The sequence below is a fragment of the Nesterenkonia sp. PF2B19 genome, assembly GCF_001758425.2.
Lineage (GTDB): Bacteria > Actinomycetota > Actinomycetes > Actinomycetales > Micrococcaceae > Nesterenkonia > Nesterenkonia aethiopica.
In genome coordinates this window covers 1-6,873 of record NZ_MDSS02000094.1, presented here as the reverse complement: position 1 = coordinate 6,873, position 6,873 = coordinate 1, and the positions used below count along the sequence as shown (strand labels likewise).

The following is a 6,873-nucleotide window of genomic DNA, read 5'->3' as shown; positions in this document are numbered from 1 at the left end:
GCGGTAGCGCGGAACTCCTCGGAGTAGATCTTCGGCATAGTGACTATCCTCTCTGCTCGCTCGAGCAGTCAGGAAGTCAACCGAACCTTCAGCAGACCCATCGCCGCCGGAGCAGGTCTGCGCCCGTGCTGGGTGACGTAGTTCTCAATGAGTCGGTCGGTTTCGGCGTCGATATGCCTACTCCTGGTCGAAAACTCAGAAACCAGGTCTTCGGGGACGGTGGTGATGGCCCAGGAGGGGTTGCGGTCCCTCCCCATCTCTCGGCACTCCCACCCCACCCCGAGCATTCGGGTGAGGTGGTCGGCGAAGATTGCCTCATGCATCTCCGATAACGCGACCACTGATGCGTGCAGGGGTCTTCCGTCCAGGGAGCGCCACTTCCCATCCAGCACTGTCTGGACCTTATTGGAGACCACCACATGGGTGTGCAGGTGAGGGTCGCCGGCCCGGGAGTCGTAATGGTCATAGGCGGTAGCAATCAGCCCGGTCACATCGACCTGTGCAACCGCCCCGTCCCTTGCGGTTGCACCGGTGCGGGTGGCTGCAACCTCGGACTCCATAAATGCAACCACCTCTGCAACCGCAGCATGATGAGCCTGAGCAATCAACGCCTGAGTCCCAGCATCAGCAACCGCCCACAACACCGAGGCAGACTTCGGCACCGAGAACGTGAAATCGAACCCCGCCACCGCACGACGACGGCTGCGGGCGGCTTCCTCGGCCTCAATCCCAGCGACCGCCTCAGCCCTGGCAGCCGGACCCAAACCCGGTTCCAGTCCGGCGATACGGGACTCGATCCGCTCACTGGTGGACTTGTACTGGGGATACGCCTTCCCCAACGGCTCACCGGTGACCGGGTCACGACCCATCCCCACCAGCAGCTGAAGCTGCGCCTCAGAGACCTCATCACCCACACCGATCCGCCCATCCCCCAGCCCACGGACGCCGGTACCCAGCCATCGCCCCGGCGGGGTACCTTCCTCCGCGTAGTACCGGGTCAACGGAGTAGACAACGACCGGTCACCATCCCCAGCGGCCACCGTCCGCAGCAGGTACTTATACCCATCACCAGCCGACATGACCCGCATCGATACCGTCACCAAGACCACCGCCTCTCGATGATCAGGTGGGCAGCGAAACACCTGGATGGCACAGGCCCACCCTCGATCTGCAAGAGGCGTGGTCGTTCAGGTGGGTAGTGCACCGACCGAATCCTCGGGGATGAAGAAACCTTCCTTGCATACCCCAGGGGGTATATGTCAGGATGCTCTATATACCCCCGGGGGTATACAGGAGCTATTCATGGGAGGCGCAATGCTACTGGAACGTATCTATGACGAAGACCTGGCACAGGCCAGCTACTTGATCGGCTGTCAGGCTGAGAATGAGGCGGTGGTGGTCGACCCACGCCGTGACATCGCTGAGTATTTGGAACTTGCTCGACGCCACGAGATGAAGATCGTGGCCGTCACCGAGACCCATATCCATGCCGACTATCTCTCGGGAAGTCGAGAGCTGGCTTCGGCGACGGGCGCTGAGCTCTATGTCTCCGGTGAAGGGGACGATGATTGGCAATACGGATTCGACGCCCACCGCCTCTATGACGGCGATGCGATCGCTATTGGAAACATCACGATCAGGGCTCGGCATACCCCTGGCCATACCCCGGAACACCTGATCTTCGAGATCACTGATGGTGCGTTCAGCGATCAGCCGGGATACATCCTCTCGGGCGACTTCGTTTTCGCCGGGGAGCTCGGGCGGCCGGATCTGCTGGATGAGGCTGCCGGCGGTGTCGATACTCGATATGCGGGAGCGAAGCAGCTCTTCAACAGCCTGAAGAATGTCTTTACTGAGATGGAAGACCACGTCTTGGTCTACCCCGGTCATGGTGCCGGTAGCGCCTGCGGGAAATCGCTGGGTGCCCTTCCGGCCACGACAGTGGGCTATGAACGGGCCAATGCCTGGTGGGCACCTTATCTTGACAACGATGACGAGGCTGGATTCGTCCAGCAGCTTCTGGAAGGCCAGCCGGATGCCCACGCCTATTTCGGGCGGATGAAGCGGCAGAACAAGACCGGCCCTGCGATTCTGGGCCAGCTATCAGACCTCGAGGAACTTCCGACCCATCAGGTTGCGGCCGGAGTCGAGACCGATGAGCTCATCGTGATCGACCCCCGCCCCCACCAGCAGGTGCATACCGGGACCGCGCTCGGGGCTCTGAATATCCCCAGTGATAAGCCTGCCAGCTTCGGTGCCTGGGCCTATGACCCAGAACGGGAGAGCCGCCCCTTGGTGCTGCTGGCCGCCGACCAGGATGAGGCGCACCGACTGCGGGCCCACCTGATCCGAGTCGGGATTGATCAGCATGCCGGCTACATCAGCAGCCTCGACGGCCTCCCGAGGTTCGCCCCTGCAACCCTCGCCCCTGAGGAGCTCGCCGTCGCCGAGGCGGATGTGCTGCTCGATGTTCGCAACGCCTCTGAGTACGCAAGCGGCCATATCCCCAAGGCGCAGAACCTCAGCGCCGGCAAGGTCCTCTGGCACCTGGACGAGCTGCCGAAGGACGCCACGATCATCTCTTACTGCCAATCCGGGAAGCGCAACTCCGTCGCGGCCAGCGCCCTTCGTCGAGAGGGCTACCGGGTCCTCGAGTTGGAGGGCAGCTACAACGCTTGGCTCGAGCATCAGGCCGCTGAGCTCACACCCCACTGACGAAAGGCTGACCATGACTGTCACATATTGTGCCCCTGAGGATCTGCTTCAGGGCGACCCCTCTGCACCTCAAGTACTCATCGATGTCCGCACACCTGCAGAATTCGAAGCTGCTCATATCAAGGGCTCACGAAACCTTCCGCTGGACCTGCTGCAGAAGAACCCCTCTGCAGTGGCCTCCTCGCTGCCTGGCGAGGTCATGCTGCTGTGTCAATCCGGTGCACGCAGCCAGCAGGCCGCACAGGCCCTGTCCCAAGCGGGGGCTGACCGTCTCCACATGCTCAACGGCGGCATCAATGCCTATGTGCAGGCAGGCGGAGAGCTGCTGCGGGGAACCCCACGGTGGGAGATGGAGCGGCAGGTCCGCATGGGGGCCGGGGTCCTGGTGACTACGGGCATCCTCGCCAGCCACTTCGTCAGCCCGAAGTTGAAGTGGCTCTCCTTCGGCGTCGGCTCCGGGCTGATCTTCGCCGCCGCAACCAATACCTGCGGCATGTCCTACGCGCTGAGCCGGATGCCCTGGAACAGAACCGCAGCAGACCCCACCCTGGAGTCCGCGCTTCGGGATATTCCTGACATCACCGGCACACTCTGAGACCCCCATGGAATCTCTGAGTCTGCTCGTCCTCGCCCTGGCGGCACTGATCGGTGTCTCGTTGGGCCTGCTGGGCGGTGGCGGCTCCATCCTGGCGGTCCCGCTATTGGCCTATGTGGCCGGGATGGAGCCGAGGGAAGCAGTGGCGGGCTCGCTGTTCGTAGTCGCTGTCACCTCAGCGGTGAGCCTGATCAGCCATGCACGCCGCGGCAACGTTCGCTGGAGGATCGGTGCGCTGTTCGGCGCCGCCAGCATGTTCGGCGCCTTCGCCGGCGGGCTGATCGGCGGCCGGATCCCCGGAACGGTACTGATGATCGCTTTCGCTCTGATGATGCTGGTCACCGCAGCGGCCATGCTACGCCGCCGGAAGGCCGTCCCCGCATCCTCTCCGGGTGGGAAGAAGCCCTCCCTGAGCAGGTGGCGCGTCCTCGCCGACGGGCTAATCGTCGGCCTGGTGACGGGCATGGTGGGCGCCGGAGGCGGTTTCCTCGTGGTTCCCGCCTTGGCCCTGCTCGCTGGCCTGCCCATGTCCGCAGCGGTGGGCACCTCCCTGCTGGTGATCACCATGAAATCAGTGGCCGGCCTAGGGGGCTACCTGACTGTTATCAGCCTGGATTGGCCGCTGATCCTGCTGGTCACCGGAGCAGCCGTCGCAGGCGCACTGCTGGGGTCGCGGTTCACCGATCGCATTCCAGAGGATGGTCTGCGCAAGGCCTTCGGAATCTTTGTCCTGATCATGGGTGGGCTTGTACTCACCCTGGAACTCACCTGAACAGAAGGAACTTCATCATGACGACTGTCCATGCCCTGAACCAGCACACCTTCACCAGCAGTATCCACCAGGATGGCATCGTCCTGGTGGACTTCTGGGCCGACTGGTGCCGCCCGTGCCGCGCCTTCGCCCCGGTCTTCGAAGGTGCCGCCGCCGAATATCCAGAGATCACCTTCGCCTCAGTCGACACCGAGGCCGAACCAGCCCTGGCCTCAGCTGCGAAGATCACCTCAATACCTACCCTGATGGCGTTCCGCGACGGGGTGCTGGTGTACTCACGGTCCGGGGCTCTGGCTCCAACGGAGCTCCACGAACTCATCCAGTCCGTCAAAACCCTAGATATGAGCGAAGTCCGGTCTCAGCTCGCTTCCGGCTGACCCTTCTTCTGCCCAGAAACATGGGACCATTATTCGTCGTGTTCTCTGATCCAAGGCACCGGAAGGACCCACATGCGAAACGCAGACCCCGAGACCCAGCGCAAGATCATCAACAGGCTCAAGCGCGCCCGAGGCCAGCTGGACTCGGTCATCAACTCGGTGGAGAACAACGGCTCATGCCGCGAGGTCGTCACCCAGTTGGCCGCGGTCTCCACAGCTCTTGACCGTGCTGGCTTCATGATCGTCTCCGGTGCCATGCAGTACTGCATCACAGACCCAGAATCGGCCGCCGAAGACGAAGACGGCCTCACCGTGGAGGAACTCGAAAAACTCTTCCTCACCCTCTCGTGACACAAGGGCACCCAAACCTTGAGGGGCGCATGGTGAACCGGCCCAGGTTCGATGCCGCTACTTTGCGGGTTCGGGCTCTCGTGTGAGGGCCTGATTGTGGAGCTTCTCGAACTCTATCGGGGTGAGCATCCCGAGGGTGCCGTGGAGTCGCCGATTGTTATACCAGTCGACCCAGCCGGCAGTTGCGTACTCGACGTCGGCGAGGGTCCGATAAGCGCCGGGATGGAACACGGTGGTGCGGATGCACTCGGCTTTGTAGAGCCCGTTGATCGTCTCCATCAGGGCGTTATCGTAGGCGTCGCCAACAGTTCCGATCGATGGCGAGATGCCCTCAAGTGCGAGGTGCTCAGTCAGACGAATCGCTGTGTATTGCGACCCGGCATCGCTGTGATGGATCAAACCTCCAGGTGAGACAGGGTTCCCTTCCCGCTCGCGCTGCCACAGAGCAATCCGCAGAGGGGTCATCACCAGGTCGACCTTCTTACTGGAACTGGCGTGCCAGCCCACGATCCGCTGGGCGAAGACGTCCAGGACAAACGCAACATAGACGAACCCCGCCCAGGTGCGGACGTAAGTGAAGTCCGTGACCCACACCCGGTTCGGCGCCGGGGCAGTGAAGTCACGGTTGAGCAAGTCACCGGCTCGTTTCCCGTCCGGATCAGGGATGGTGGTGCGCAGCTTCTTCGCTCGCCGAACGCCCTCGAGCCCAAGAGTGCGCATCGCGCGATCCACCGCCCCGCGGGAGGTCCCAGCGAGCCCGGGCTCCTGGCGGATTCGGGCCACCCACTTCCGTCGGCCATACAGGCCCTCCGGAGTCATCTGGATCTGCCCGGTGACCTCGTTGAACGTCCATGCCAGGTCGCGGATCTTGTCCTCGACCAAGGCATCGGTGACAGTGCGGGCAGCGATCCGGACCGGGCTCTTCCAGGCCCGGTAGGTCCTCGCAGCGATCCCCAGACCCTGCTGGCGCAGGACGCGAAGGATCGACTCGACTGCGTGGCCCTCGCTTCTCATCTCATCGATGAAAGCGCAGGTCAGCGGTTGCGGGGGTCGAGTTCCCCCGCGAAGAAAATCGAGGCTCTGCGGAGAATCTCGTTGTCCTCCCGCAGCCGCCGGTTCTCGGCCTTGAGGCGTTTGACCTCAGCGGATTCCTCACTCGTGACCCCGGGACGGGTTCCGTCGTCGACTTCGGCTTGGGACAGCCACCGCCGCACGGACTCGCGCGAGACGTTCTCTTGGCGTGCAACCGCAGTGACTGCAGCGGTCAGGGTGGGGTATTCCTGCTGGTGCTCTCGCACGAGTCGCACGCACCTCGCGCGCAGCTGGGGATCGATCTTCTTCGGCATACTGTCTATCCTTCCGGACTTAAACAGCAGCGGCATCAAACCTGGGCCGGTTCATGTCACCGCAGATGGGCCCTGGGGCGCAGACCTCACCTGGGAAGCCCCAGGTCGGAGCACTTCCGACCTGGGGCCTTTTCGTGCTCGGGCGGGAGCCGGGGCACACTTGGGTGCTTCTGAAGCTTCCTGGGGGAGCCTGCGCTACGGCTCCATCCACCGGCAGAGGTGCCGAACGGAGCGCATCGGGAATGCGAAGAAGCATCGCGAGTGACCGATTGGGAGTTCTTCAGGTCAGCACTGGGTCTTAGTCGTTGTATTTGACCGCACGGAGGCGGGATGGCCCCTACTCCGCTAATATCTCCGATCTGGAAGCTATGGGCCTTCCGGCGGAAGCGCGGAGGGAATGCCCAGATTGATGGCGGTCACATCTGCGCCCTGAGAAGCGGCCGTTTCGGCGATGGCGTGGCCCATGCCGCTGGTGCCGCCTACGACAATCAGTTTGCGTCCGTCTAAAGTCATGATGCTCCCTTGTTTCTCGGCCTGGGCTCAGGCGGTCGTGTAAGCGCGAATCTCAGGTTGGTGGTGATCTTGCGCGACAGAACCATCAGCCGCGCGCCGCCCACGCTAGTTGTTGTGGGGCATGAGGTTGTCGGAGCCGGCGGGGCGATGAGAAAACGAACGGACTCCCGCCCGCAGGATGGTAATCGCCAAAGAACCACCTGC

The 6,873-nt window shown here is 62.9% G+C and carries 6 protein-coding genes and 1 pseudogene; 5 read left to right on the top strand and 2 right to left on the bottom strand.

What is annotated here, in order from left to right:
- Positions 1-74: 74 nt before the first annotated feature.
- Positions 75-1,100, bottom strand: a pseudogene (gene mobF / locus BCY76_RS16675) (MobF family relaxase); the annotation flags it as partial.
- Between the two features lie 214 nt (positions 1,101-1,314).
- On the opposite strand from mobF, the gene BCY76_RS16670 reads away from it, so the two are divergent.
- The 5 genes from BCY76_RS16670 (at position 1,315) to BCY76_RS16650 (ending at position 4,810) form a co-directional block, all read left to right on the top strand.
- Positions 1,315-2,715: an MBL fold metallo-hydrolase gene (locus tag BCY76_RS16670; RefSeq protein ID WP_070158844.1), complete on the top strand. Its 1,401-nt coding sequence runs from the start codon at positions 1,315-1,317 to the stop codon at positions 2,713-2,715.
- Between the two features lie 13 nt (positions 2,716-2,728).
- Positions 2,729-3,310: a rhodanese-like domain-containing protein gene (locus BCY76_RS16665; protein ID WP_070158845.1), complete on the top strand. Its 582-nt coding sequence runs from the start codon at positions 2,729-2,731 to the stop codon at positions 3,308-3,310.
- Between the two features lie 7 nt (positions 3,311-3,317).
- Positions 3,318-4,082 (top strand): sulfite exporter TauE/SafE family protein, encoded by a 765-nt coding sequence (locus tag BCY76_RS16660; protein ID WP_070158846.1) that lies wholly within the window; start codon positions 3,318-3,320, stop codon positions 4,080-4,082.
- 17 nt (positions 4,083-4,099) lie between these two features.
- Positions 4,100-4,459 (top strand): thioredoxin family protein, encoded by a 360-nt coding sequence (locus BCY76_RS16655; protein ID WP_070158847.1) that lies wholly within the window; start codon positions 4,100-4,102, stop codon positions 4,457-4,459.
- A gap of 72 nt (positions 4,460-4,531) precedes the next feature.
- A complete protein-coding gene (locus BCY76_RS16650) occupies positions 4,532-4,810 on the top strand; it encodes a metal-sensitive transcriptional regulator (RefSeq protein WP_070158848.1) in 279 nt (92 codons plus the stop codon).
- Positions 4,811-4,867: 57 nt separating this feature from the next.
- On the opposite strand, the gene BCY76_RS16645 is transcribed toward BCY76_RS16650, so the two are convergent.
- Positions 4,868-6,156, bottom strand: a protein-coding gene (locus tag BCY76_RS16645) for an IS3 family transposase (RefSeq protein ID WP_139827863.1) whose coding sequence is annotated in 2 segments (ribosomal slippage) — positions 4,868-5,883 and positions 5,883-6,156 — 1,290 coding nt in all. Because the reading frame shifts where the segments join, the coding sequence is not laid out codon by codon here.
- Positions 6,157-6,873 lie beyond the last annotated feature (717 nt).